General features: G+C 74.2%; 19 protein-coding genes. 13 read left to right on the top strand and 6 right to left on the bottom strand.

Annotated elements, in window-relative coordinates; all coding sequences use genetic code 11:
• Window positions 1–179: 179 nt before the first annotated feature.
• Window positions 180–974, bottom strand: coding sequence for a zinc finger domain-containing protein (locus tag D7223_RS06890; protein ID WP_120726200.1), 795 nt, complete (start codon window positions 972–974; stop codon window positions 180–182).
• Between the two features lie 109 nt (window positions 975–1,083).
• Here D7223_RS06890 and D7223_RS06885 point away from each other — a divergent pair, with 109 nt between their 5' ends.
• Entirely contained in the window at window positions 1,084–2,301 is a 1,218-nt protein-coding gene (locus D7223_RS06885) for a hypothetical protein (protein WP_120726198.1), read from the top strand.
• A 70-nt stretch (window positions 2,302–2,371) separates the two neighbouring features.
• On the opposite strand, the gene D7223_RS06880 is transcribed toward D7223_RS06885, so the two are convergent.
• The 3 genes from D7223_RS06880 to D7223_RS06870 are packed head-to-tail and all read right to left on the bottom strand — an operon-like array spanning window position 2,372 to window position 3,960.
• A complete protein-coding gene (locus D7223_RS06880; protein WP_120726196.1) occupies window positions 2,372–2,614 on the bottom strand; it encodes a CPCC family cysteine-rich protein in 243 nt (80 codons plus the stop codon).
• 59 nt (window positions 2,615–2,673) lie between these two features.
• Window positions 2,674–3,459 carry an SAM hydrolase/SAM-dependent halogenase family protein gene (locus D7223_RS06875; protein ID WP_120726195.1) on the bottom strand — a complete coding sequence of 262 codons (786 nt, stop codon included), beginning with the start codon at window positions 3,457–3,459 and terminating at the stop codon, window positions 2,674–2,676.
• A 9-nt stretch (window positions 3,460–3,468) separates the two neighbouring features.
• Window positions 3,469–3,960 (bottom strand): GNAT family N-acetyltransferase, encoded by a 492-nt coding sequence (locus tag D7223_RS06870; protein ID WP_120726194.1) that lies wholly within the window; start codon window positions 3,958–3,960, stop codon window positions 3,469–3,471.
• A 111-nt stretch (window positions 3,961–4,071) separates the two neighbouring features.
• On the opposite strand from D7223_RS06870, the gene D7223_RS06865 reads away from it, so the two are divergent.
• Window positions 4,072–4,620, top strand: coding sequence for a hypothetical protein (locus tag D7223_RS06865; protein WP_120726193.1), 549 nt, complete (start codon window positions 4,072–4,074; stop codon window positions 4,618–4,620).
• Window positions 4,621–4,685: 65 nt separating this feature from the next.
• On the opposite strand, the gene D7223_RS06860 is transcribed toward D7223_RS06865, so the two are convergent.
• Window positions 4,686–5,543 (bottom strand): alpha/beta fold hydrolase, encoded by an 858-nt coding sequence (locus D7223_RS06860; RefSeq protein WP_120726192.1) that lies wholly within the window; start codon window positions 5,541–5,543, stop codon window positions 4,686–4,688.
• A gap of 123 nt (window positions 5,544–5,666) precedes the next feature.
• Complete coding sequence (locus D7223_RS06855) at window positions 5,667–10,430, bottom strand: Lhr family helicase (RefSeq protein ID WP_120726191.1); 4,764 nt, start codon at window positions 10,428–10,430, stop codon at window positions 5,667–5,669.
• A gap of 167 nt (window positions 10,431–10,597) precedes the next feature.
• Between D7223_RS06855 and D7223_RS06850 the strand changes: the two genes are divergently transcribed.
• From D7223_RS06850 to D7223_RS06800, 11 genes are all read left to right on the top strand, one after another.
• Window positions 10,598–10,981 (top strand): hypothetical protein, encoded by a 384-nt coding sequence (locus tag D7223_RS06850; RefSeq protein WP_120726189.1) that lies wholly within the window; start codon window positions 10,598–10,600, stop codon window positions 10,979–10,981.
• Between the two features lie 961 nt (window positions 10,982–11,942).
• Window positions 11,943–14,780 (top strand): Na+/H+ antiporter subunit A, encoded by a 2,838-nt coding sequence (locus tag D7223_RS06845; RefSeq protein WP_120726187.1) that lies wholly within the window; start codon window positions 11,943–11,945, stop codon window positions 14,778–14,780.
• Entirely contained in the window at window positions 14,777–15,253 is a 477-nt protein-coding gene (locus D7223_RS06840; RefSeq protein WP_120726185.1) for a Na(+)/H(+) antiporter subunit C, read from the top strand. Before D7223_RS06845 ends, D7223_RS06840 begins: the two co-directional genes overlap by 4 nt.
• Before the next feature lie 13 nt (window positions 15,254–15,266).
• A complete protein-coding gene (locus D7223_RS06835; protein ID WP_120726183.1) occupies window positions 15,267–16,772 on the top strand; it encodes a Na+/H+ antiporter subunit D in 1,506 nt (501 codons plus the stop codon).
• On the top strand, window positions 16,769–17,368 hold the full coding sequence (locus D7223_RS06830; protein ID WP_186832253.1) for a Na+/H+ antiporter subunit E: 600 nt from the start codon (window positions 16,769–16,771) through the stop codon (window positions 17,366–17,368). Before D7223_RS06835 ends, D7223_RS06830 begins: the two co-directional genes overlap by 4 nt.
• On the top strand, window positions 17,365–17,628 hold the full coding sequence (locus D7223_RS06825; protein ID WP_120726181.1) for an MrpF/PhaF family protein: 264 nt from the start codon (window positions 17,365–17,367) through the stop codon (window positions 17,626–17,628). Before D7223_RS06830 ends, D7223_RS06825 begins: the two co-directional genes overlap by 4 nt.
• Complete coding sequence (gene mnhG / locus D7223_RS06820; RefSeq protein WP_120726179.1) at window positions 17,628–17,954, top strand: monovalent cation/H(+) antiporter subunit G; 327 nt, start codon at window positions 17,628–17,630, stop codon at window positions 17,952–17,954. The genes D7223_RS06825 and mnhG overlap by 1 nt, the downstream gene beginning before the upstream one ends.
• A gap of 278 nt (window positions 17,955–18,232) precedes the next feature.
• Window positions 18,233–19,801, top strand: a complete 1,569-nt coding sequence (locus tag D7223_RS06815) for a M20/M25/M40 family metallo-hydrolase (RefSeq protein ID WP_120726177.1) — start codon at window positions 18,233–18,235, stop codon at window positions 19,799–19,801.
• Window positions 19,802–20,006: 205 nt separating this feature from the next.
• Complete coding sequence (locus tag D7223_RS06810; RefSeq protein WP_120726175.1) at window positions 20,007–21,371, top strand: hemolysin family protein; 1,365 nt, start codon at window positions 20,007–20,009, stop codon at window positions 21,369–21,371.
• Window positions 21,368–22,432 carry a hemolysin family protein gene (locus D7223_RS06805; RefSeq protein ID WP_120726173.1) on the top strand — a complete coding sequence of 355 codons (1,065 nt, stop codon included), beginning with the start codon at window positions 21,368–21,370 and terminating at the stop codon, window positions 22,430–22,432. Before D7223_RS06810 ends, D7223_RS06805 begins: the two co-directional genes overlap by 4 nt.
• A 226-nt stretch (window positions 22,433–22,658) precedes the next feature.
• A complete protein-coding gene (locus D7223_RS06800) occupies window positions 22,659–23,588 on the top strand; it encodes a sporulation protein (protein WP_120726171.1) in 930 nt (309 codons plus the stop codon).
• Window positions 23,589–23,676 lie beyond the last annotated feature (88 nt).

Genomic DNA, 23,676 nt, shown 5'->3' with positions numbered 1-23,676 from the left:
GCTCTCCCCGAGGTCGGGGCGCGGTGGCCGTCACTCCGACGTGGAGACCCCCGGTCGCGCTGACGATGCGTGAGCACTCAACCGCAGCATGTACCGATTCGGGTGGAGAAGGAAGTGCCCAATCGTCCCTATCCGTGACGACGATCCGCTCCGCCGGAGTGTTCGCCCCGACACGCCGCTCACGGTGGAGCGGGCTGGCAGGTCGGGCACCAGTAGGTGACCCGATCGCCCAGTTCCTCCTTGCGGATCGCGGTGCCGCAGCGGCGGCAGGGTTGCGCCCGCCGGCCGTACACGTAGCTGGTCTGCCCCCGGTGCAACGAGCCGGTGGTGCTCTGCGTCCAGCGGCCCCGGTTGGCGGCCAGCAGCTTCTGGGCGAGGGTGACCGTGCCGCCCAGGTCGGGCACCGCGCCGACCGGGGTCCACGGCGAGACGCCGCGCAGGAACAGCACCTCGCACTTGTAGAGGTTGCCCACCCCGGCCAGGTTGCGCTGGTCGAGCAGGGCCTCGCCGATGGTGGCCGCCGGGTTCGCGGCGAGCCGGCGGGCCGCCTCGTCGGCGTCCCAGTCGGCGCCGAGCAGGTCCGGCCCGAGGTGCCCGACCAGGGTGTGCTCGTCGGCGGTGGGCACCAGGGCCAGCTCGTGCAGGTGGTAGCCGACCGCGACCGCCGTCGCGCTGCGCAGGACCACCCGGATCAGGTGCGCGGGGCGACCGGCCCAGCGCTCACCCGGCGCGTACGCCCGCCAGGCTCCGTCCATCCGCAGGTGCGAGTGCAGCGTCCACGGCTCGTCGGTCCGGGCGGCGGCCAGGCGCAGGAGCAGGTGCTTGCCCCGGCTCGCCGACTCGCGCACGGTCCAGCCGGTGAGGTCGGTGACGGCGAGCCGCGGCACCCGGAAGTCGCTCCCGGTGAGCCGTACGCCGGCCAGCGCCCGGTGCAGGACGCGGGCGGTGTTCCACACGGTGTCGCCTTCGGGCACCTCGCCCTCCTTCCTCCTGTGAGTGATATTCGCATGTGTCGCTATTTGTACTGAGGTTCCCCTCGATCCCGGAAAAGCGCACTATCAGGGAGTTCTGAGGAGAATGCCCATGAGTCGTACCCCACGACGTACCCGATCGGCCGTCCTCTGCACCATCCTGACCCTCGTCCTGCTCCCGCTCGCCACCCCCGCCTCCGCCGCGCCGTCCGGGTGGGCCAGCGACCTATCGATCGTCGACGGCGACGACGTGAACGTCCGGTACGACGCGACCGGCCTGCGCCTGGCCGACCTCCGACCCACCCCGGCCGCCGCCGGTCGCAGCCCGCACAGCGCCGTCGCCGAGGGCCTGTTCGTCGCCACCCCGCAGCGGCTGGCCCGGCCGGCCACCCGGGTCCGCGCCGAGGTCACCGCGACCGTGCCGAGTGGTGCCACCGCCGAGGCGCAGGTGCGCGGCTGGCGGGACACCGGCTGGACCGAGTGGCGGTCCGCGGTACCCGCCGCCGTCTTCGACCGGCCCGTCACCCGGGTCCAGCTCCGCGTGACGCTCACCGCCGCCGGCGCCACCGCGCGGGTCCGCGCCGTACGCCTCACCGCCGACCGCGCCGCCGTCGCACCCACCGCCGTCTCCGGCGCCACGCCCGGACTCGTCTACCGGGTGTACGCGACCCGGATCGGCCTGGTCGGTGAGGTGACCGCCAACGGGCGCACCATCGTTGCCCGGGACCACTTCGTGGCGCTGCCGTCCCGGCGCGGCCTGTCCCCGCTCAACCGGGGCGACTACACCGTGCGGGTCTGCACCACCAGCGGCAGCCGCTGCGAGTACGCCCCGGTCTGGGACGTCGGCCCGTGGAACACCCGGGACGACTACTGGAACATCAGCGCCGTCCGGGAGAACTGGAAGGACCTGCCGCGGGGCCGCCCCGAGGCGCAGGCCGCCTACCAGAACGGCTACAACGGCGGGCGGGACCAGTTCGGCCGTACCGTGCTCAACCCGGCCGGCATCGACCTCGCCGACGGCACGTTCTGGGACGGGTTGCGACTCACCACCAACGCCTGGGTCGACGTGGCGTACCTGTGGACCGGCGTCGGGCCGCGGGGCGTGGTCGGCGACGGCCCGCTCAACATCCGGTCCGGCGCCAGCACCTCGTACCCGGTCCGTGGGCTCGCCGCCCGCTACGCCAACGTACCGTTGCAGTGCTACGTCACCGGGCAGACGGTGGCCGGCCCGTACCGCACCACCAACCGCTGGAACCGGCTCGCCACCGGACAGTTCGTCAGCCACGCGTACATCTCGGCGGTGTACGGGGGCACGGTGCCGCTCTGCTGACCGCGTACCCCCTCGGCGGGCCGGCCGGCGTCGGCCCGCCGGTCGTCGGCGGCGACCGACCGGGACGGCGTCAGACGCCCTCGTCGGGCCGGGCCGGGCGGACCATGTCCTGGTAGCGGGGGTGGCTCGCGCCGTACACGGCGAAGTTGAGCCGGGCGTGGGTCAGGCTCAGGTCGCCGTTCGGGCCGCCGCGCACCACGTCGGCGTCGGCCTCACCCTGGCCGTCGTCGGTCCAGAAACAGACCGGACACGTGCCGCCTCCGGTCCGCGCGCCGCAGCAGGGACAGGGCACCGGAACCCATCGCTCACCCACCGGGGAAGCATTCCACAGTGCACCGGGCGGCGGGAGGTCCACCCGGCCGATGCGGCGCCTCAGCCGGACGCCACCCGCAGCAGGTCGCCCGGCGAGACGTCGAGCACGTCCACCGCCCGGCCCCGGTTCACCGCGACCGCCACCAGCCCGGCCGAGTCCGGATGCACCACCAGGGCACCCGGCGCGGCGTCGCCGAACGTGGCACCGCGCACCGCCGCGCGGTCGCCGACCCGGACCCGGTCCGGCAGCGGCTCCAGCAGGGTGGCCGGGGCGGCGAGCTGCACGTTGCCGAAGCGGTCCACGGTGAGCACCTCGGCGGTGAACCCGTCCGCCGCCGCCCGGACCACCGGCGCCGGAGGTTGCACCAGGCCGGCCGGGTCCACGGTGCGGCCGGCACCGGTCAGCGGCGCGCCGAGCGCCAGCCGCGCGGCCACCGGCGCGAACACGTCCCGACCGTGGAACGTCGGGGACACCCGGGGGGCGAACCAGTCCGGGTTGGTCAGCTCGACCGCCACCCGGATCCCGCCCAGCGCCGCCGCCGCGTCCACCAGCAGCCCGTTGTCCGGCCCGACCAGCAATCCGCCCGGGGTGGCCAGGGCGACCCCCCGCCGGTCCGTGCCGACGCCCGGGTCGACGACCGCCACGTGCACCCCGGCCGGCAGGTACGGCACGGTCTGCGCGAGCACCGTCGCGCCCCGGCGTACGTCCGCCGGCGGCACCAGGTGCGTCACGTCGATCACCCGGGCGTGCGGCGCCAGCCGGGCGATCATCCCGTGGCAGGCCGCCACGAAGCCGTCCGCCAGCCCGTAGTCGGTGGTCAGCGAGATCCAGGGGGTCGGTGCCATGGGCACACGCTAGTCCGCCAGGTGTCGCTGGAGGATCAGCTCGTCGTGCAGTGGGATCCCGTGCTGGCCCACCTCGGGGATGCTCGGCTTGAGCCGCCGGGCCCGGTCCACCGCCCCGACGTCCACCCCCACCAGGCGCAGCCCACGCCGCTGGTAGAACCGCAGCGCCCGGAGGTTGTCGTTGCTCGTGACCAGCCACAGCCGGGCCCGGCCGTCGGCCCGCGCGAGGTCCGCCGCGGCGTCCAGCAGCGCGGTGCCCGCGCCGCCGCCGGACTCCGCCGCCACGATGGCGACCACCTCCAGGCCGTCGCCCGCGCAGTGGTACGTCAACGCCCCCACCACCGTGCCGGCACCGTCCACCGCGACCAGGGTCGGCAGCGTACGCAGGTCGTGGCGGACGTCCTGGGCGACGACGTACGGCCCACCCCACTCCCGGTGGTGCAGCGCGTCGACCGCTTGCCGGTCGCCGGCCTCGGCCCTGCGGACGGTGATCCTCGTCATCGTGCTCCTCCCCTGGTCCGGCCGGATGGTAGCGACCGTCGACGGCCGTGTGTCCGGGTCTGGCCGACCGGCCGGTGCCGGGGCCGCCCCCGGTTGGGCAGACTGCCAGGAATGACCTACCGGAGCCTGCCCGCCGTAGCGGTGCTCGTGTTCGCGACCGCCCTCACCGCCGCCTGCGGCGACGACCCGGAGGAGGGGCCCGGCTCGACCTGGTCCGCCTCGTCGGCCGCGCCGACGTCGGCCGCCGCGGCGCCGGCCGATCCGGGTCCCGCCGCCGCGCCGGCGCCGAGCGCGGGGGGGACGACCGAGCGCCGTCCGGCCAGCCCGTCGCCCGTGGCGCTGCCGTCCCGTTCGCCGGGCTCGCCCAGCGCCAAGCAGGTCGTCGCCGCCTTCAAGTCGGCCGGCCTGAAGGTCTCCAACGTCCGGGACCGGTCGGTCGACTGCGGCCCCGACGGCCTGGGGCTCGGCTGCTCGGAGCTGATCGCCACCGACGGCGTCACCGTCTACGTCTTCCCGGACGAGGTCAGCGCCGGTGAGATCGCCGAGACCTGGAGCGGCGGTTCGTTCCGCCGGGGCCCGGTGGTGCTCAACTACCTGGAGGCCCGTACGCCGGCGGCCGAGCGCGCCCGCTACGAGAAGGCCCTGACCGGCCTCCGCTGACCCCGACCCGCGCCGCTCCCCGACCCGCGCCGTTCCTCGCCCGGTGGCGGGCGGGGGACGGCGGGTCAGCGGCCGGCGAGCGGGGCCAGGAACGCGTCGACCGCCTGCCGGAACGCCGCCGGCTGCTCCACCCAGGGGAAGTGGCCGGACCGCTCGATGACCGCGACGGTGCCGTTCGGGAAGAGGTGCGCCAGCGCGACCACCGGCGCCAGGCCGGTGCTGCCGTCCTCGGCTCCGGCGACGACCAGCACGGGTGCGGTGACCGCGCCGAGCCGGGCGGGAAGGTCGGCCGGGGGATCCACACCGAAGTACGCCCGGTTGGCCGCGTAGCTGATCCGGCCGACGGGTGCGTGCGCCCGTTCCCGGTCGCCCCAGGCGGCGTAGCTGAACGGGCCCACCCGCAGCCACCACTCGTGCAGCCCGTCGTCGTCGTGCGTCTCCGGTCCGGCGGACAGGGCGGCCAGCGCCGCGTCGAACTCCGGCTCGCCGCGCCGCCGGGCGATGATGTCGTCGGCGTCGGACGGCACGTCCACCAGGTGCGCCGAGGGCGGGGTGACCAGCACCAGCCCGGCGACCCGCTCCGGGAACCGCGCGGCGTAGGCGATCGCCAGCCGGGTGCCCGCCGAGTGGCCGAGCAGGACCAACCGGTCCAGGCCGAGGTGGGTCCGGAGGCGGTCGACGTCCTCGGCCTGCCGCCAGAACGAGGCGACCTCGACGTCGTCGGGCAGCGGCGAGCGCCCCACCCCCCGCAGGTGGGGCACCACGAGACGCTGCCGGTCGGCGAGCCCGGCCAGATCACCCAGGTACTCCGGGTGCCGCGCCGCGCCGCCGGCGAGGACGACCACCGGCGTGGCGCCACCGTCGGCGGGGTCGAGGTCGTCGTAGTGCAGGGATGTTCCGTCGGATCCGGGATAGGTCGGCATCGCGCGACCGTAGCGGCCCGCGCGGCGAGCTTCACCCGCTTTTCCGGCCGCCGCCTCGGCCGCGGCCGTCCCGGGTCGCTGCCTTGCCCGGCCGCATCGCTTTCCCGGCCGGGCTGGCTCCCGTCAGCCGCGCAGTCGCAGGCCGCGGGGAGTGGCCCGGAAACCGGCGGCGGTCAGCGCGTCCCGCAGCGGTGACGAGTGCACCGCCTCCCCGTCGGCCCGCTCCACCGACATCGCGCCCAACGCTCCGGAGTGGACGGCGTCGGCGAGCGCCTTGCCGGCCGCGCCGAGCACGTCGGCGTCGTCGGTGAAGGACAGGATCGTCCGGCCGCCCCGCTCGACGTAGAGCACCAGGTCCCCGGCGACCAACACCACCAGGGCGCCGGCCTTGCGGCCGGCCCGGTGCCCGGTGGCCGGCGCGGCACCGTCACCTGAGTCGACCACCCGCTCCGGCCAGGGCAGCGCGGCGCCGTACGGGTTGGCCGGATCGGTCGCGGCGAGCACCAGGGTCGGCCCGCCCCGGTCCCGGCCGCCGTCGGCGGGCTCGGCGAGGGCCCGGATCCGGTCCACCGCCCCGGGCACCGCGAACTGGGCGGCGCCGAGGCCCTCCACGAAGTAGCCCCGGCGGGCCGCGCCGCGCTCCTCCAGGGCGGACAGCACCGGGTAGACCGCGGCGAAGCCGCCGCTGACCTGCTCGGCCATCACCGCCCCCCGGGTCACCACCCCGTGTCGTTCCAGCAGCACGTCGGCGAGCGCCGCGGCTCGCCGGGTCGGGTCGGTGTCCCGCTCCGGCAGGCGCGACCACCGGCCGGCCACCGTCGGCGGGCCGCTGCGGCTGGGCAGGGCCACCCGACCGGGCCGGCGGTAACGGGTACGCGGCGTGGTCGGGCGGGACCGGTGCGCCCCACCACCGCCGAGCACCGCGCGCAGTGGGGCGAGGGTGTCGTTGGTGAGGTGGCCGGCCCACACCAGGTCCCAGACGACGGCGGTCAACGCCGCGTCGTCGGTCGAGGAGACCCGGTCGGCTAGCGACCGGAAGAAGAGCGCCTGCCCCTCGCCGAGCGCCTCCAGCACCGCCTCGTGCAGCGGTGTGAGGGTCAACGCGTCGTCCGGCGGGGGCAGCAGCAGCGGCGCGCCGTCGGCGTACGCGAGGGTGACCCAGCCGTCCCCGCCGGAGATCGCCCCGGAGCCGGCCCAGAGCACCTCGCCGCTGGCGCACAGCTCGTCGAGCTGGGCGGGGGAGTAGTCGGCCACCCGGCTGGTCAGTACCAGGCGTTCCAGTGCCGAGGCCGGCACCGCCGCGCCCTGCAACTGCTCGACGGTCGCGGCGAGAGCCTCCACCCCGCGCGCCGAGGAGCCGACCTGCTGCCAGCGGGGCAGGAACGCGGCCAGCGCCCGGGGCGGTACCGGCTCGATCTCCCGGCGCAGCGCGGCCAGGGACCGCCGGCGCAGCAGGCGGAGCACCTCGGCGTCGCACCACTGGGTGCCGACCGTGTCCGGGGCGAACTCGCCGGAGACGACCCGGCCGGTGGCACCGAGCCGGCGCAGCGCCTGCTCCACCACGAACACGCCCAGCCCGAACCGGGCCGCGCAGGAGGCGGCGGCGAACGGGCCGTGCGTACGCGCGTAACGGGCGACCAGGTCACCGAGGGGATCGGCCACCGGTTGCAGGTACGCCTCGGCGATGCCGACCGGCAACGCCGCCCCGAGGGCGTCCCGCAGCCGGGCCGCGTCCTCCACGACGACCCAGCGTTCCTGGCCGGCGATGCGGACCCGCAGCACCCGGCGGGCGGCCTCCAGCCCGGTCAGCCAGTCGGCCGGGGCGCCCCGCTCGGCCAGCTCGTCGGCGCTGAGGTCACCGACGACCCGGAGCAGCTCGACCACGTCCTCGGCGTCCCGGGGACGGCGCTGCTCGGTGCGCCAGCGCAGCTGCCGCTCGGTCTCGGCGAGCACCGCCGGGTCCAGCAACTCGCGCAGGTCGACCCGGCCGAGCAACTCGCCGAGCAGGGCCGAGTCCAGGGCGAGGGCGGCGGCGCGGCGCTCGGCCAGTGGGGCGTCCCCCTCGTAGAGGAACGCGCCGACGTAGCCGAACAGCAGCGACCGGGCGAACGGCGACGGGCGTTCGCTCTCCACCTCGACCAGCCGCACCTTGCGGGATGCCAGGTCACGCATCAGCTCGGCCAGCGCCGGCTGGTCGAAGACGTCCTGGAGGCACTCCCGGGCCGCCTCCAGGGTGACCGGGAAGTCGGCGTACTCCCGGGCGACGTCGAGCAGCTGGGCCGCTCGCTGGCGTTGCTGCCACAGCGGCTGGCGGCGGCGCGGGTCACGGCGGGGCAGCAGCAGCGACCGTGCGGCGCACTCCCGGAACCGGGCCGCGAACAGCGCGGACGTGCCGACGGACTCCTCCACCAACTGGGCGATCTCGTCGGGCTCGAAGACCACCACGTCGGCGCCCGGAGGCTCGTCGGCGGTGTCCGGCAGCCGCACCACGATCCCGTCGTCGGACGGCATCACCTGGGCGTCCACCCCGTACCGCTCGGCCAGCCGGCGACCGATCGCGAGCGCCCAGGGGCCGTTGACCCGGGCGCCGAGGACGCTGTGCACGGCGAGCCGCCAGTCACCCAGCTCGTCGCGGAACCGCTCCACCACCACCGTGCGGTCGTCGGGCAGCGAGCGGGTGGCGGCCCGCTGCTCCCGCAGATAGGCCATCAGGTTGCCGGCGGCCCAGTCGTCCAGCCCGCCGGCGCGCAACGCGGCGACGGCGTCGTCGTCGCTCTGCCGCAGCAGGGTGCGGACCCGCGCGCCGATGGCCCGACCCAGCTCCACCGGCCGGCCGAGCTGGTCGCCCTTCCAGAACGGCATCTTCGCCGCCTGGCCCGGGGCGGGGGAGACCAGCACCCGGTCGGGGGTGATCTCCTCGATCCGCCAGGACGACGAGCCGAGCAGGAACACGTCGCCCACCCGGGACTCGTAGACCATCTCCTCGTCCAGCTCGCCGACCCGCGCGGCGCGCGCCGCCCCGGCCAGGAAGACCCCGAACAGGCCCCGGTCGGGGATGGTGCCGCCGCTGGTCACCGCCAGCCGCTGCGCGCCGGGCCGGCCGGTGAGGGTGTCGGTGGCCCGGTCCCACACCAGCCGCGGCCGCAGCTCGGCGAAGGCCGTCGACGGGTAGCGCCCGGAGAGCATGTCCAGCACCGCGTGCAGCGCCGAGTCGGGCAGCTCGGCGAACGGTGCCGCCCGCCGGACCACCACCGCCAGATCGCCGACCGGCCACGGCTCCAACGCGACCATCGCCACGATCTGCTGGGCCAGCACGTCGAGCGGATTGCGCGGGTAGTGCAGCTCCTCGATCGCGCCGCCGCCCATCCGCTCGGCCACCACCGTGCAGGACAACAGGTCACCGCGATGCTTGGGGAAGACCACGCCCCGGGACACCGCGCCCACCTGGTGCCCGGCCCGGCCGACCCGCTGCAGACCGGCCGCCACGCTGGGCGGCGCCTCGATCTGCACCACCAGGTCGACGGCGCCCATGTCGATGCCCAGCTCCAGGCTGGAGGTGGCCACCACGGCGGGCAACTGCCCGGACTTCAGCGCCTCCTCGATGTGCTTGCGCTCCTCCCGGGAGACGCTGCCGTGGTGCGCCCGGGCGATCACCGTCGGCGCCCCCGCCGCCCCACCCGCCTGAGCCATCATCTCGGCGGGCGTGCGGCCGGCCCGCGCCGGCCCGACCGGCCCACCCCAGGCGTCCGCGCCGCGCGCCGCGCGCCGGCCGGGCGCCGGGCCGTCCCCGTCCGGCCCCTCCCCGGGTGCGCCCCGAAGCCCGTCGCCCAACCGACCGGCCGGCGCGTCACCGGGCAGGTCGTCCGACGGCGTGTCCCCGTCGAACTCGCCGACCGATGTGCCGGCTGCGCGGTCCGCCGGTGTGCCGGTGAGCCGGGCCGCCTCGTCGATCTCCTCGGCGGCTAGTTCGTTGAGCCGGGCGCAGAGGCGTTCGGCGGAGCGCCGTGAGTTGGTGAAGACGATCGTCGAACGGTGCGCCCGGATCAGCGAGAGCACCCGCTCCTCGACGGCCGGCCAGATCGAGGCCCGGCGGGGAGCCAGCCCGCCCAGGTCGTCCTCCGGCGGCTCCTGCTCGTCGAGCCGGGTCATGTCCTCCACCGGGACCTGGACGCTGACGTCGATCGTCTTGGCGGTGGGTGGTGCCACCACGTCGACCGGCCGGGCGCCGCCGAGGAATCGCGCGGTGGTGTCGACCGGCCGGACCGTCGCGGAGAGTCCGATCCGCTGCGCGGGGGTGGGCAGCAGCTCGTCGAGCCGTTCCAGGGAGAGCGCGAGATGCGCGCCGCGCTTGGTGCCGGCAACCGCGTGCACCTCGTCGACGATCACCGTCTCGACGCCGCGCAGCGAGTCCCGCGCGGCGGAGGTGAGCAGCAGGAACAGCGACTCGGGCGTGGTGATGAGGATGTCCGGCGGGGTGCGGGCGAAGGCGCGGCGTTCGTCGGCCGGCGTGTCGCCGGTGCGCATCCCCACCGTGATGTCCGGTGGTGCGACACCGAGCCGGGTGGCCGCCTGCCGGATGCCGGTCAACGGGGTGCGCAGGTTGCGCTCGACGTCGACGGCCAGGGCCTTGAGCGGGCTGACGTAGAGCACCCGGCACCGCCGCCGGGCGTCGGCCGGGGCAGGTTCCCGGGCCAGCCGGTCGAGCGACCACAGGAAGGCGGCGAGCGTCTTCCCGGAACCGGTCGGCGCCACCACGAGCGCGTGGCGACCGGCCGCGACGGACCGCCAGGCTCCGGTCTGCGCCGCGGTGGGCGCGGCGAAGGCGGCGGTGAACCACTCGCGGGTGGCCGCACCGAATCCCGCCATCACGTCCGTCACGCCCACCATCCTGCCCCGTGGGTACGACAGCCACCCCTCGGGCACGGTGCTTCTGTCCGGGTCCGGCTCTTAAGCGACAGATATGGCGTTGAACGCGTTAAGTCTTACTTAACTGCTTGCTTGTGAAGCACAACATAAAGTAACTTCACTCGCAACGTTGCGGGTGGAGGGGTCGGATGACGGTTGAGAAGCGGATTGCCGAGCCCGGCACCGACGTGCTCATCCGCAAGGTCGACGGTCATCTCGCCGCCCTCCGCACCGGCCTCACCGGCGCCGACCTCGAACTCGCCGAGCGACTCGCCCGCGCGCTGCGCGAGTTGGTCGGCTCCACCGCCCAGGCCAGCGCCGCCGACCGCGGCCAGGTGCGCGCGGCGGTGCACTTCTTCGTCCTCCGTCGGGAGAGTCGGGGACGGCTGCTCTCGGTGCGCTCGCTGGCAGCCGCGCAGCGGGTCGTCAACCGGGTCGTCCTGCAACTGGGTCGTCCGGACCTGCTGGTCGAGGCGGGCCGTGACCGTCCGGCCCGCGAGGAGGCGCATCCCGAGGACGCCACCGTCCGCTGAACCCGACACCAGCGCGACCCCCGTCGCCCCCTTCCGCAGGAGCGGTTCCCACCCCCGTCCCTCCCCGCTTGGACCATCCGGGTCCGCCAGCTCCCGACCTGCCTGGCCGTCTGTCCCCGGGTCCGCCGGTGTGCCCCTCCCGGACAGGTGTCCAGGTGAGGGTCGATGACCTTGCCAAGGTTGGCCGGTCCGTGTCGTCCGGGCTGGTCGCTGTCGTCCGCGGCCGGTGTGGGCGGGACGATGTGGCGCGCGGGGCTGATCCCGCTCGAAGGGCGGCCCTCTCAAGATCCGCCGACTGCCTCACACCCTTGCCCGTCGGTAAAGATCGACTCGACATCACTGACGTCGGGGTGTCGCCGCCCCGTCGGAGGCCCCGACATCAGGGAAGGCGTGTCGATCATGGCTTGCCGACCCGTCAATCCGCACCCAACGGCGGACCAGGCCAGGTCCAGGCGGCTCAACCGGTGCGCGTCACCCTCCAGGGGCGCACTCCGGGTGCATCTGTTGCGCCCGGGGCGACCACGGACGCACCCACAGCGGCACGGTCCGGCACCCGCGCGCCGGCATCGCGTCCGGTTGGTCCTCAATGGAGGGCAGGCGCATCGGCCCTGGGGCCCTGGGCCCTGGGGCGACTCCTGCTCCGATAACGGTCAATTATCGCAAAACGCTCCCATGCGGCGGCGATCTGGCGTCTGATCGCTTCTAGGTGCCGTCACCATCGGCGGTCGCGTTGCTTCCGGCCTACCCAACCGGATCGCTGACGCCGGGCCAGGCCGGACCGACGGGGCGGGAACGGTCAACCGGCCCGGTCAGTCCGGTCAGTCCGGTCAGGTCGGTCAGTCCGGTCCGGCTAGGCAGGTCAGGCCAGGTCGGGCCGGTCAGGTCTGCTCGGGCCGGGCGGAAGCGGCGCGGACGGCCCGGTCTCCGGCGCGCGCCGCTGCCACGTCGACCGGGAGCGCGGGTGCTCGTACTGCTGATCCTCCACCTCGTGGCGGCCCTCGTCGCGCCGCTGCTCGTCCGGTGGTGGGGGCCGCGGGGGTGCTATCCGCTCGCCCTGGCACCGGCTGCGGCATGCGGCTGGGCGGTGGCCCGCGCCCCGGCGGTACGCGACGGTGGGGCGCTGGTCGAGACGTACCCGTGGATCCCGCAGCTCGGCCTCGACCTGGCGTTCCGGATGACCACGCTGTCCTGGTTGATGACCCTGCTCGTCGGTGGGGTGGGCGCCCTGGTGCTGGTCTACAGTGCCCGCTACTTCGCGCCCGACTCGATCGGCCTGGGGCGTTTCGCCGCGGTGCTGGTGGCCTTCGCCGGTGCGATGCTCGGTCTGGTCCTCGCCGACAACCTGTTGCTGCTCTACGTGTGCTGGGAACTGACCACGATCTTCTCGTACCTGCTGATCGGGCACAGCACGGAACGGCGTTCCAGCCGCTGGGCGGCCGCACAGGCGTTGACCGTCACCACGCTCGGCGGGCTGGCCATGCTGGTGGGGTTCATCATGCTCGGCGAGCAGGCCGGCAGCTACCGCTGGTCGACGCTCACCACCGAGCGGTTGCCGGGCGGGGCGTACCTGGTCACGGCCGTGCTGCTGATCCTGGCCGGGGCGCTGTCCAAGTCGGCGGTCCTGCCGTTCCAGTCCTGGCTGCCGGTGGCGATGGCGGCACCCACACCGGTCAGCGCGTACCTGCACGCCGCCGCCATGGTCAAGGCCGGCGTCTATCTGCTCGGGCTGCTCGCGCCGGTCCTGGCCGCGGTGGGTCCGTGGCGGCCGGTGGTGACGGTCGCCGGCCTGGCCACGATGCTGATAGGTGGCTGGGCGGCGCTGCGCCAGACCGACCTGAAGCTGCTTCTGGCGTTCGGGACGGTCAGCCAGCTCGGCCTGCTCACCGTGGTGCTCGGGGCGGGCACCCCGGACGCCGCGCTGGCCGGCGTGGCGATGCTGCTGGCGCACGCGTTGTTCAAGGCGGCGCTGTTCCTCGTCGTGGGCATCGTCGACCATGACACCGGGACCCGTGACCTGCGGGAGCTGTCCGGGTTGGCCCGGCGGACGCCGGTGCTGGCCGGTGTCGCGGTGCTCGCCGCGGCGTCGATGGCCGGCCTGCCGCCGTTGATCGGTTTCGTGGCCAAGGAAGCGGTCTTCGCCGCCTTCGCCGACCAGCCGGTCGTGCTCGCCGCGCTGGTGGCGGGCACTGCTCTGACCGTCGCGTACTCGGCGCGCTTCGTCTGGGGAGCGTTCGCCACCCGGCCGGGCGTGCCGCCCACGCACGTCGACCGGATCGCCCCGGCGATGCTCGTCCCACCGGCCGTCCTGGCCGTCGCCGGGCTCGCCGCCGGGCTCACCGCCGGTGCCCTGGACGGCCTGCTCAGCCCGTACGCCCAGGTCTTCGGTAGGGTGCACGACCACCTCGCGGTGTGGCACGGCCTCACGCCCGCGTTGGGTCTGTCGGTGCTCGCCGTGGCCGGCGGCGCCGCGCTGTTCGCGCTGCGCGGGCCGCTGGCCCCGGTGCTGGGCCGGCTCCGCGCGCCGGTCGCCGGCAACCAGGGCTACGAGTGGGTGACCAGTCGCCTGGACAGGATCGCGGTCGAGGTCACCGGTGCCACCCAGCGGGGCTCGCTGCCGCAGTACCTCGGCACCATCCTGATGACCCTCGTCGTGCTGCCCGGTGGCGCGCTGCTGGTCAGCCGTCCGTGGCAGGAGCGGATCGCGCTGTGGGACACCCCGTTGCAGGTCGTGGTGGGGGCGGTGGTCTCCGTCGCGGCGTTCCTCGCGGTGGGTGCCCGGCGGCGGTTGACCGCGATGCTGCTGGTCGGCATGACCGGGTACGGCACGGCGATGCTTTTCGTGCTGTACGGGGCCCCGGACCTCGCGCTGACCCAGTTCCTGGTGGAGACGGCGACGATCGCGGTGTTCGTGCTGGTGCTGCGGCGGCTGCCGGAGCGGTTCTCGGCCCGGCCGCTGCGCCGCAGCCGCTGGGTCCGTCGGGCCATCGGTGTCGCCGTCGGTACGGTCACCGCCGGCCTGGCCCTGGCCGCGGCCGGCGCCCGGACGGCGCCGCCGGTCTCCGGCGCGTTCCCGGAGCTGGCCGTCGACCAGGGGTACGGGCGCAACGTGGTCAACGTGACCCTGGTGGACATCCGCGCCTGGGACACGATGGGGGAGTTGGCCGTGCTGGTGGTGGCCGCGACCGGCGTGGCCAGCCTCATCTTCCAACGCTCCCGTACCGGCCCCCGGCCGCGCCGCCCGGAGCCGTCGAGCCGGGTGAACCGTCCCGACCAGCCGGTCTGGCTGCGGGGCGGGGCGACGCTGAACGAGCGCCGCCGCTCGATCGTGCTGGAGGTGGTCGTTCGGCTGCTCTTCCACACCGTGGTGGTGCTGTCGCTGTTCCTGCTCTTCTCCGGGCACAACGCCCCCGGCGGTGGCTTCGCCGGCGGTCTGGTGGCGAGCCTCGCGCTGGCCGTGCGGTACCTCGCCGGCGGGCGGTACGAGCTGGCCGAGTCCGCACCGATCGACGCGGGCACGGTCCTCGGCGCCGGGCTGGCGATCTCGGTGGGCACCGGGGTGGTGGCGCTGGCCACCGGCGCCCCGGTGCTGTCCAGCGCCAGGCTCGACGTCTGGTTGCCGCTGGTCGGCGACTTCTACGTGATCACGTCGCTCTTCTTCGACGTCGGGGTGTACCTGGTGGTGGTCGGCCTGGTGCTGGACATCCTGCGCAGTCTCGGCGCCGAGGTGGACCGGCACGTCGAGGCGGCCGACCACGCCGGCCGGGGACTCGCCGCCGACCCGACCGGGGAGGGCACGTGAGCGCGACCGGTGCGGGGCCCAACCTGGCGCTCGTGGTGGTGGTCGGCGTCCTGGTCGGCTGCGGGGTGACGCTGCTGTTGGAGCGCAGCCTGACCCGGATCCTGCTCGGTGTCGTCCTGCTCGGCAACGGGGTGAACCTGCTCATCCTGCTGGGCGGCCGGTCCGGCATGGCGCCGGTGGTCGGCACCGCGCCGACCGGTGACCTGAGCGACGCCCTGCCGCAGGCGATGGTGCTCACCGCCATCGTGATCACCTTCGGGCTGACCGCGTTCCTGCTCGCCGTGAGCTACCGCGCCTGGTACCTCACCGGCGACGACGAGGTGCCCGACGACCTGGAGGACCGGCAGGTCCGCAGCCAGGCCGCGCGCAACGAGGTGGCCACCGCCGACCTGGGCGGCGAGGGCCCGGACGGCGACCCGGAGCAGGTCGACCCGGGGCCGGCCCGCCGCCGGCGCGGGGACGGCGAACGATGACCGGGGACCCGCGATGAACGCGCTCGTGCCGCTGCCGGTGGTGGTGCCACTGCTGGGCGCCGCGCTCGCCCTGCTGCTGGCCCGGTGGCCCGCCCTGCAACGCACGGTCAGCGTCGCCTGCCTCACCGCCACCCTGGTGGTGGCGGTGACCCTGCTGGTGCAGGCGTACCGCTACGGGCCGGTGGTGGTGCACGTCGGCGGGTGGCCCACCCCGGTGGGCATCGTGCTGGTCGCCGACCAGTTGGCCGCACTGATGCTGGTGGTCTCCTCGGCGGTGACCCTCTGCGTGCTGCTCTACTCGATCGGCCAGGGGCAGAGCGAGACCGGTGAGAGCGCGCCGTTGACCATTTTCCACCCGACGTACCTGGTGCTGACCGCCGGCGTGACCAACGCCTTCCTGGCCGGCGACCTGTTCAATCTCTTCGTCGGCTTCGAGATCCTGCTCGCCGCCAGCTTCGTGCTGATCACCCTCGGCGGCACCGAGACGCGGATCCGCACCGGCTCCACGTACGTGGTGGTCAGCATCCTGTCGTCGATGCTGTTCCTGACCGCCGTCGGCCTGGTGTACGCGGCCACCGGCACCCTGAACATGGCCCAGCTCACCCAGCGGCTCGACGCGCTGCCCGCCGACGTACGCCTGGTTCTCCAGCTCATGCTGCTGCTGGCCTTCGCGATCAAGGCGGCGGTCTTCCCGCTGTCCGCCTGGCTGCCGGACAGCTACCCGACCGCGCCGGCCCCGGTCACCGCCGTCTTCGCCGGCCTGCTCACCAAGGTCGGCGTGTACGCGATCATCCGGGCCGAGACGCTGCTGTTCCCCGGCGGGCGGGCCGACCGGATCCTGCTGGTCGCCGCCGGGCTGACCATGGTGGTCGGCATCCTCGGCGCGGTGGCCCAGTCCGACATGAAGCGGCTCTTCTCGTTCACCCTGGTCAGCCATATCGGCTACATGATCTTCGGGGTGGCCCTGGGCACCGTGGCCGGCCTCTCCGGCGCGATCTTCTACGTGGTGCACCACATCACCATCCAGACCACGCTCTTCCTGGTCGCCGGCCTGGTCGAGGAGCGGGCCGGCAGCACCGACCTGCGCCGTCTCGGCGGGCTGGCCCGGGTCGCGCCGTTGCTCGGTGTGCTGTTCTTCGTACCGGCCATGAATCTCGCCGGGGTCCCGCCGTTCTCCGGGTTCCTCGGCAAGCTCGGCCTGCTCCAGGCCGGCGTCGCGGCCGGCGGGCCGCTGCCCGGGGCGCTCGTCGCGGCCGGGACGCTGACCAGCCTGCTCACCCTCTACGTGGCCTCCCGGGTGTGGAACATCGCCTTCTGGCGGGCGCCCCGGCTGGCCACCGCCGAGCCGGTGGTGCGCCTGCCCGCGCTGATGGTCGGCGCGACGGTCGCCCTGGTGGTGCTCGGCCTGGCGTTGACCGTGGTGGCCGGGCCGCTGTTCGACGTGACCGGGGACGCCGCCGCCGACCTGCGCGACCGCCGCCCGTACGTGCGCTCCGTCCTGCCCTGGCTGACGCCGTGAGCCGGGACGGCACGACCGCGACCACCGAGACCGGGGCACCCGGTCCGGCCGGCCGGTGGCGGGACCGACTTGTCGCCTTCGGCTGGCTGGTGCTGCTGTGGAACCTGCTGTGGGGCGAGTTCACCTGGGGCAACCTGCTGGCCGGGGCTTTGGTCGCCGGGGCGGTGCTGCTGTTCTTCCCGCTGCCGCCGGTCACCTTCGGCGGACGGCTCCGGCCCCGGGCGCTGCTGGTGTTCCTGCTCCGGTTCGCCGGCGAGCTGATCACCGCCAGCGTCCACGTGTCCCGGATCGCCGTGCGGCCCGGCTACCTGCCGCGGTCGGCGATCCTCGCCGTGCGGCTGCGGGTGCGTACCGACCTGAACCTGGCGCTGACCGCCGAGGTGGTGTCGCTGGTGCCCGGCACGTTGATCATCGACGTGGACCGGGAAGCCGGCGTGCTCTACGTGCACGTGCTCGACGTGCACGGTCCGTCCGACCTGACCGCCGGCCGCGACCGCATCCTCGCCGTGGAGCGGCGGATCGTCCGCGCGATCGGCACCGCCGCCGAGGTACGCCTCGTCGAGGCCGCTGCCGTGGAGAAGGGAACCCCACCGTGACCGCCGTTCTCGCCGTCGTCCTGACCGTCCTGTTCTCGCTGACCGCGCTGCTCGCGCTGGCCCGGCTCTACCGGGGGCCGTCCCTGCTGGACCGGGTGGTGGCGGCGGACATGCTGCTCGCCACCATGGTCGGCGCGGTGGGCGCCGAGGCCGCCGTGAACCGGCACGCCACCACGCTGCCCGTCCTGGTGGTGCTCTCACTGCTCGGCTTCATCGGCTCGGTGGCCCTGGTCCGCTTCGCCGCCCGGGACGGGTCCTGATGCTCGCCACCCTCGCCGACTGGCTCGGCGGCTGCTGCCTGGTGGCCGGGGCGCTGCTCAGCCTGGTCGCCGGCATCGGCGTGCTGCGCTTCCCGGACACGCTGAGCCGGATGCACGCCGCCACCAAGCCGCAGACGCTCGGGGTGCTGCTCCTGGTCGCGGGCGTGGCCCTGCGCCTGCGGACGTCCGCCGACCTGGCCATGGTGGGGCTGGTCGCGGTCTTCCAACTGGCCACCGCCCCGGTCGCGGCCCAGATGATCGGCCGGGCCGCCTACCGTTCCGGCCGCGTCGACCGCGCCCTGCTCGACGTCGACGAACTGCAGTAGGGAAAGGAGGGGCCCCTTCCTAACGCCTCCGGTAGAGGAAGGGCCCCTTGTTAACACCGTGCCTCCGGGCTGACGCTCGCCGTGCCTCCGGGCTGACGCCCGCCGTGCCTCCGGGCGGTGCGTCGCATTTCGAAGGGTGCGGAGATTCTGCCGTCTTGCGTCTTGCCCGCGGTGGGCTCCCGCTGCACCCTTCGCAGTGACGTACGTCGATCAACGGACGTCACCGCGGTCGCCGCCCGACCGGCGCGACCGGGACCCCGCCCGCACCCGGAGGACCCATGAGAGCCCGTACCCCCCGCCCCGCCTGGCTGGCCGCGCTGGCCGCGGTGGCCGTCACGGCCCTGACCGCCACCTCGGCCGCCGCCGCCCCCACCACGGCGGACCGCGTCGCGGCGCCCGCCGTCGCGCCGGCGGCCCTCGCCGCGCCCGACATCCCGCTGGCGAACGTCAAGGCGCACCTGAGCCAGTTCCAGTCCATCGCCACCGCCAACGGCGGCAACCGGGCCCACGGCCGGCCGGGTTACCTGGCGTCGGTCAACTACGTGAAGGGCCAACTGGACGCGGCCGGCTTCACCACGACCGTGCAGTCGTTCACGTACAACGGCGCCACCGGCTACAACCTGATCGCCGACTGGCCCGGCGGTGATCCGAACGCGGTGGTGATGAGCGGGGCCCACCTGGACAGCGTCAGCTCCGGACCGGGCATCAACGACAACGGCTCCGGCTCGGCGGCCATCCTGGAGGTGGCGCTCGCCGTCGCGCGCAGCGGCTTCACCCCCGCCAAGCACCTGCGGTTCGGCTGGTGGGGTGCCGAGGAACTGGGCCTGCGCGGCTCGCAGTACTACGTGAACAACCTGCCCACGACCGAGCGCTCGAAGATCAAGCAGTACCTGAACTTCGACATGGTCGGCTCGCCCAACGCGGGCTACTTCGTGTACGACGGCGACAACTCCGACGGGGTCGGCTCCGGCCCCGGCCCGGCCGGCTCCGCCCAGATCGAGCAGACCATCCAGGCGTACTTCACCTCGATCGGGGTGCCGACCCGGGGCACCGACTTCGACGGCCGCAGCGACTACGGGCCGTTCATCAACGTGGGCATCCCCGCCGGCGGCACGTTCACCGGCGCCGAGGGCACCAAGAGCAGCACCCAGGCGTCGCTCTGGGGCGGGACCGCCGGCCAGGCGTTCGACCGCTGCTACCACCGCTCCTGCGACACCACCGCCAACATCAACGACACCGCACTGGATCGCAACGCCGACGCGATCGCGTACACGGTGTGGACGCTCGCCGGCGCCGGCACCCCGCCGGGCACCACGGTCTACAGCGACACCTTCGAGACCGCCACCGGCTGGACCGCCAACCCGGCCGGCACCGACACCGCCACCCTCGGCCGGTGGGAGCGCGGCGACCCCGCGGCCACCAGCTCCGGGGTCGCCACCCAGCTCGGCACCACCGTCAGCGGCAGCTTCGACCTGGTGACCGGGCCGCTGGCCGGCAGCGGCGCCGGAGCGTACGACCTCGACGGCGGGGTCAGCACGATCCAGTCCCCGGCGATCACGCTTCCGTCGACCGGGACGCTGAACCTCTCGCTGTCCTGGTACCTCGCCCACCTCAACAACTCCAGCAGCGCGGACTACCTGCGGGTACGGGTGGTCGGCAGCTCCACCGTCACGGCGGTGAACGCCACCGGGGCGGCGACGAACCGGGCGGCGGCCTGGCAGACCGTCAGTGCGGACATATCGGCCCTCCGGGGGCAGACGGTACGCATCGTCGTGGACGCCGCCGACGCCAGCGGCGCCAGCCTGGTCGAGGCGGCGGTCGACGACGTCAAGATCGCCCAGAGCTGAGCGTCGCGTCCGAGTGTTAGGAAGGGTCCCTTCCTCTACCGGAGACGATAAGAAGGGGCCCTTCCTTACTCCTTCAGCGGGCACACAGCGAGGACCGATAAAATGGCGGGATGATCGACTCGTCTGCCCAGGAGGGCAGCAGTAGCAAGCCGGGTTCGACCCGGCTCACCACGACACCGACGACCCCGGGAGCCCTGAGCGACCCGTGTTGATCGTCCTCGGTCTTCTCCTCATCACCGTCCTCACCGCCGCCACCGGCTACTTCGTGGCCCAGGAGTTCGGCTACGTCGCGGTGGACCGCGGCAAGCTCCGGCAACTCGCCGACGACGGCGACAAGGCCGCCGCCCGGGCCCTCGAAGTCACCGGCCGGCTCTCCTTCATGCTGTCCGGTGCCCAGCTCGGCATCACCGTCACGGCACTGCTCGTCGGATACGTCGCCGAGCCCTACCTCGGTGCCGGCCTGGCCGAACTGCTCGGCGTGGCCGGTGTCTCCACCGGGCTCAGCCTGCCGCTGTCGGTGGTGCTCGCCCTGCTCATCGCCACCGTGGTGCAGATGGTCCTCGGCGAGCTGGCGCCGAAGAACCTGGCCATCGCCCGTGCCGTGCCGCTGGCCCGGGCGTTGAGCCGCTCCACCCTCATCTACCTGCGGGTGGCCGGCCCCATCATCACGCTCTTCGACCGTGCCGCCGTGCGGCTGCTCCGGCGGGTCGGCATCGAGCCGATCGAGGAGCTGCCCAGCGGCGCCACCCCGAAGGACCTGGAACAGATCATCGCCGAGTCCCGGGAGGAGGGCCACCTCACCGCCGAGATGTCCACCCTGCTGGACCGGGGGCTCGACTTCCGGGAGCTGACCGCCGGGGAGGCCATGGTGCCCCGCGTCGACGTGCACACCGTACGCGCGCACGAGCCGGTCAGCCGGGTCGTCGAGCTGCTCGACACCGGCCGCTCCCGCTTCCCGGTGCGCGGCGCCGAGGGCGTCGACGACGTGGTCGGCGTGGTCGGCATCGCCGACGTGCTCGGCGTACCCCTGGAGCGGCGCGCGACCACGCCGGTGAGCGCGGTCGCCGGGCCCCCGTTGCTGGTGCCCGAGACGCTGCCGCTGCCCACGGTGCTGGACCGGCTGCGGTCCGGGCACCGGCAGCTCGCCTGCGTGGTCGACGAGTACGGCGGTTTCGCCGGCGTCATCACGCTCGAGGACATCGCCGAGGAGCTGGTCGGCCCGATCCGGGACGAGGACGACCCGCCGGAGCGGTCCCCGATCCGGCAGGACGACGGCTCCTGGGTGGTGCCGGCCCGCTGGCGGATCGACGAGGTCGCCGACAGCACCGGCATCGCGCTGCCCGAGGCGCCGGAGTACGACACGCTCTCCGGGCTGGTGATGCGCGAGCTGGGCCGGGTGCCCGAGGTCGGCGACCGGCTGGAGATCACCCTGCCGGTCGACGGGGAGGACGTGCCCGCCGGCTCCCGGGCCCTGGTCGAGGTGCTCGCGGTCGACCGACACGTCGCGGACTCGGTCCGGCTCCGGCTCGCCGGGGTCGGCGCGGACAACGGTACGGAGGACACGGCATGAGCCCGGGCATCGCACTGCTCACCTCGGTGGTCCTGCTCGCCCTCAACGGATTCTTCGTGGCGGCCGAGTTCGCCCTGATCGCCAGCAAGCGCTACCGGCTGGAACAGGCGGCGTCCGGCGGTGGCCGGGCGGCGAAGGCGGCCCTGGACGGGGTCCGGGAACTCTCCCTGATGCTGGCCGGCGCGCAGCTCGGCATCACGCTGTGCACCCTGGGCCTCGGCGCGCTCGCCGAACCGGCGATCGAGCACCTGCTCAGCCCGCTGCTGCACGCGGTGGGGCTGCCGGACGCGGCGAGTCACGTGATCGCGCTGGTGTTCGCCCTGAGCCTGGTGACGTTCCTGCACCTGGTGGTCGGCGAGATGGCCCCGAAGTCCTGGGCGATCACCGACCCGGAGCGCTCGGCGATGCTGCTGGCGCTGCCGTTCCGGGCGTTCGCCTGGCTGGCCCGTCCGGTGCTGTCCGCCCTCAACGCGCTGGCCAACGGCATCCTGCGACTGGTCAAGGTCAACCCGCAGGACCAGCTCGCCCAGGTGCACGGCCCGGACGAGTTGCGCATCCTGCTGGAGCAGTCCCGCGAACACGGGACCCTCGGCATCGAGCAGCACCGGCTGCTGACCAGCATGCTGGAGTTGCAGGGCACCACCGTCGCCCAGGTGATGGAGCCGTTCCGCGAGATGGTGACGGTACGCCGCGACGACGACGCGGCCCGGGTGGAGCAGGTCAGCCGGGACAGCGGACGTTCCCGCCTGGCGGTGCTGGACGCCGCCGGAGACGTCTGCGGCCTCGTCCACGTACGCGAGGCGGTGCGGGCCACCGCGACCCGGCCCGAGGCCACCGCCGGCGACCTGATGACGAGCGCCTTCACGCTCCCGGCGGCGGCCACCGTCAGCGAGGCGGTCGCCGCGATGCGGGCCCGCCAGTCGCAGTTGGCGCTGGTCCGCAACGGCGGCGGCCCGGCCCGGCCGATCGGGTTCGTCGCACTGGAGGACCTGCTCGAGGAGGTCATCGGTGAGTTCGACGACGAGACGGATCCCGTACCGAGGGGCCGCCGCCTGCGCTGATCCGACGCCCTGGGAACCGGGCCCCGCGCCCCCGTCCGGTCCCAGTCCGGGGTCCGGTCCCGGCCTGTTCCGGTCCAGTCCGGCCGGTTTGGTCGATCACTCTCGGGTGGACGGCGCGGAGGGGTGACGCGATTGTGGCGGTGTTGACGGGGTAACCCCGGGGCGGCGTCGACGCGAGCCGCTGGGCAGCCGGTCGGCGGCGTCGGATCGCCACGGAGGGGGTGCCGTGCGGCTCACCGGCGTGTCACCGGAGTCGGGCCGGACCGGCCTGACCGTGCGTACCGCGCTGGCCAACCCGAGTACCCGCCCGGGGTTGCGCCTGCCCGGACGGATCACGCTCACCGCCGGGTCCGTCGAGGTGCCGGTCCGGCACATCCGGCTCGGCCTGGTCGCCACCGCCGAGCCGGACGATCCGGAGGCGCCGCGTCGTCTGGTGCAGTTCCACCAGGTACGGGTGGCCGGCGGCTTCGTGCTGCCGGCTCGGCAGGGCCGGACGATCCCGTTCGAGTTCCCGCTGCCCTGGGAGACCCCGGTGACCATCTTCGGCGGGGTGCCGCTGCTCAGCCTGCGGACCGGGCTGCGGACCGAGGTGGCGATCGACCCCGCGCTCGACCAGGGTGCGATGGTGCCGGTCTTCGTCCATCCGCTGCCCACCCAGGCGCACATCCTCACCGCGCTGGACACCCTCGGCTTCAGCATGCGCCAGGCCGGTCTGGTGGACAGCCGGCTGCCAGGGGTGGAGCAGGCCCTGCCCGTACACCAGCGGTTGGGTTTCTGGGTGGCGCCGCTGTACGCCGGGCCGATCACCGAGATGGAGACGATCTTCGTGGCTGACCCGGCGGGACTGGAGGTGATCCTCTGGATGGACCGTCGGCTGGCCCTGGCCGGGATCACCCACCAGAGCATCAGCCGGTTCCGGATCTGGCACGCGGACGCCGACCGACGGGACTGGGTGGCGACCGTCGACGGCTGGCTGCGCATGGCGATCAACCGGCACGCCGCCGCGGCCGCCCACGCCGACTGGTCCGCCACCATCAGCGAGTCGGCGCACGTCAGCCGGCACCCCGACCGACCGGTCGCGCCCGGCTACGGCCTCGGTGGCACCGCTGGCGGTGCCGGTATCGGCGGTGGGGGTGGCGGCGGCGACGGCACCTGAATCACGGCCGCCATCGCCGAAACCGGCTGCCGCCGGCCCCCGACCGCCGATGCGGTGAGCCCTGACGGCCGGTGAAAAGGCAGGCGTG

It is taken from the genome of Micromonospora endolithica (assembly GCF_003626595.1).
Taxonomy (GTDB): domain Bacteria; phylum Actinomycetota; class Actinomycetes; order Mycobacteriales; family Micromonosporaceae; genus Micromonospora; species Micromonospora endolithica.
This window is presented reverse-complemented; position numbering and strand designations above follow the sequence as displayed.

What these genes read in the sequence shown, in the direction of transcription:
- D7223_RS06835 (WP_120726183.1), top strand. Translation starts at nt 15,267, where the DNA reads ATGAACGCGCTCGTGCCGCTGCCGGTGGTGGTGCCACTGCTGGGCGCC.
- D7223_RS06885 (WP_120726198.1), top strand. Translation starts at nt 1,084, where the DNA reads ATGAGTCGTACCCCACGACGTACCCGATCGGCCGTCCTCTGCACCATC.
- D7223_RS06870 (WP_120726194.1), bottom strand. Translation starts at nt 3,960, where the DNA reads ATGACGAGGATCACCGTCCGCAGGGCCGAGGCCGGCGACCGGCAAGCG.
- mnhG (WP_120726179.1), top strand. Translation starts at nt 17,628, where the DNA reads ATGCTCGCCACCCTCGCCGACTGGCTCGGCGGCTGCTGCCTGGTGGCC.
- D7223_RS06805 (WP_120726173.1), top strand. Translation starts at nt 21,368, where the DNA reads ATGAGCCCGGGCATCGCACTGCTCACCTCGGTGGTCCTGCTCGCCCTC.
- D7223_RS06875 (WP_120726195.1), bottom strand. Translation starts at nt 3,459, where the DNA reads ATGGCACCGACCCCCTGGATCTCGCTGACCACCGACTACGGGCTGGCG.
- D7223_RS06850 (WP_120726189.1), top strand. Translation starts at nt 10,598, where the DNA reads ATGACGGTTGAGAAGCGGATTGCCGAGCCCGGCACCGACGTGCTCATC.
- D7223_RS06815 (WP_120726177.1), top strand. Translation starts at nt 18,233, where the DNA reads ATGAGAGCCCGTACCCCCCGCCCCGCCTGGCTGGCCGCGCTGGCCGCG.
- D7223_RS06855 (WP_120726191.1), bottom strand. Translation starts at nt 10,430, where the DNA reads ATGGTGGGCGTGACGGACGTGATGGCGGGATTCGGTGCGGCCACCCGC.
- D7223_RS06860 (WP_120726192.1), bottom strand. Translation starts at nt 5,543, where the DNA reads ATGCCGACCTATCCCGGATCCGACGGAACATCCCTGCACTACGACGAC.
- D7223_RS06865 (WP_120726193.1), top strand. Translation starts at nt 4,072, where the DNA reads ATGACCTACCGGAGCCTGCCCGCCGTAGCGGTGCTCGTGTTCGCGACC.